This window comes from Pseudomonas sp. R62 (genome assembly GCF_000257605.1).
GTDB classification, from domain to species: domain Bacteria; phylum Pseudomonadota; class Gammaproteobacteria; order Pseudomonadales; family Pseudomonadaceae; genus Aquipseudomonas; species Aquipseudomonas atacamensis.
Window position 1 is genome coordinate 1,513,031 of the sequence record NZ_JH635999.1, and the last position, 1,460, is coordinate 1,514,490.

1 protein-coding gene, 1 tRNA gene and 1 pseudogene are annotated in these 1,460 nt (G+C 50.3%); 1 reads left to right on the forward strand and 2 read right to left on the reverse strand.

All coding sequences use genetic code 11. The features are described 5' to 3' along the window. Positions 1-931: hypothetical protein (locus OQK_RS24850; protein ID WP_238537261.1), on the forward strand; the 931-nt coding region annotated here is incomplete at its 5' end. A gap of 65 nt (positions 932-996) precedes the next feature. On the opposite strand, the gene OQK_RS24855 is transcribed toward OQK_RS24850, so the two are convergent. Both OQK_RS24855 and OQK_RS29555 read right to left on the reverse strand, forming a co-directional pair. After that, positions 997-1,092 (reverse strand) — tRNA-Sec (locus tag OQK_RS24855). Between the two features lie 5 nt (positions 1,093-1,097). After that, a pseudogene (locus OQK_RS29555) lies at positions 1,098-1,402 on the reverse strand (SelB domain-containing protein); the annotation flags it as partial. Between the last annotated feature and the right edge of the window lie 58 nt (positions 1,403-1,460).

Sequence of the window (1,460 nt, forward strand, 5' to 3'; positions counted from 1 at the left end):
GCTTGCGTACAGTTTCGGTGGCAATGTCACTGTGAAATACAGCAAGACAACCGGATCGGCTACGCGCGATTCCCTGCCGCTAATACTAAGCGTGCAGGACATTGCCGACGGAGATCCTCGATTGCCCACGCCGACAATCGACCGGGTGACGGGGGATGTGCTGGATCCTGCGGATTTGTTGGCAACGGATCATACGCGGACGACGGCTTGGCCATTAATTGCCTTGGGGCAAAAGATTTGGCTGACATATAGGGAAATAAAGCGTGATGGCAGTACAGGAATTGTTGAAGAGGCTTATAAAGGGAAAGAGGTGACGGCGGAGGATTTGGGTGGGATCAAGCATCCGGTTCCGTTGGCTGGACTTGGTGGGATGGAAGATGGATCAAAACTCTTTATAGAGATAGCTGTTGTATTTGATGGAAGTATTGATGACACCAAAAGAATTTTATTTCGCCCTCTAATACTCAATATCGACACTGGCATTGATGACTTAACTACCTTTACAAACTATGAGAGTAATGGCTGGCAATTTGAGCAAGGAGCAGGCTCAGCAATCAAAGAGAACGATGATTATTATGCAATATCTCAACTAAGCCAAAGCTTTCATGCCTTATACATCTCAAAATCATATGAACACCTTGAAAGGGGATTGGCTTGCGCTCTCAGCTTCGACTACCTGAGCTCACGCCCAGTAACATTCCGCCTTTTTATGACACCAACTTTACCGTATGGCGATAGAATAACTCTGCCGCAGCAGGAATTATCTGCAACTAACAGTTGGGGCAAGGCCTTCATAAGTTTTTTTCTTGGCTCCCCTCAAACAAAGGCATTCTCAAAAATCTCCGTAGTATTATCTGCGGACGCAGTAATTAAGCTAGACAATATCCGCCTAAAAAAGATACCGAGAAGCGAAATTGAAAATAATTCTTAGCCCCGTTCATTAACTCCTTAGGTCATTTGCTAACCAAAGACACCGATCTGTTGCTTTTCTAATGATGGCGGAAGACAGCCGGAGTCGAACCTGCCCAGGAACGGATGCCGTCCCCAACCGGGTTTGAAGCCCGGCCGCGCCACCGGGCGCGATTGTCTTCCTGAACTCATGGTGCGCAGGCGTCAGCCAGCGCATTGTCTGGGCGGATCTGGCGGGATTCGCCGAGGCGACGGGTCAGGCCGAGTCGGTCGAAACATTCCAGAAACTGAATACAGCGTTTGCGTCCCAAGCCTAGCGGTCACCTCAATCGCTGGATTTTCTTCGGCGAGTTTCAGCGGCAGCGCTGCCATTTGCCGCAGGACGATGTCGCTGATGAACAGGTCGCGCACCACCTGGTGCATCAGGCCCAAGTATGCGAGTTTGCGCAGCAGCAGGCGGACGCTGGGCGTCGTTTTCGCCGAGCATTTTCGCAGCACAAAGGGGACGGATTTATTTAACCCGATGGATGTGCTCGGGCAGCAGATTCGCT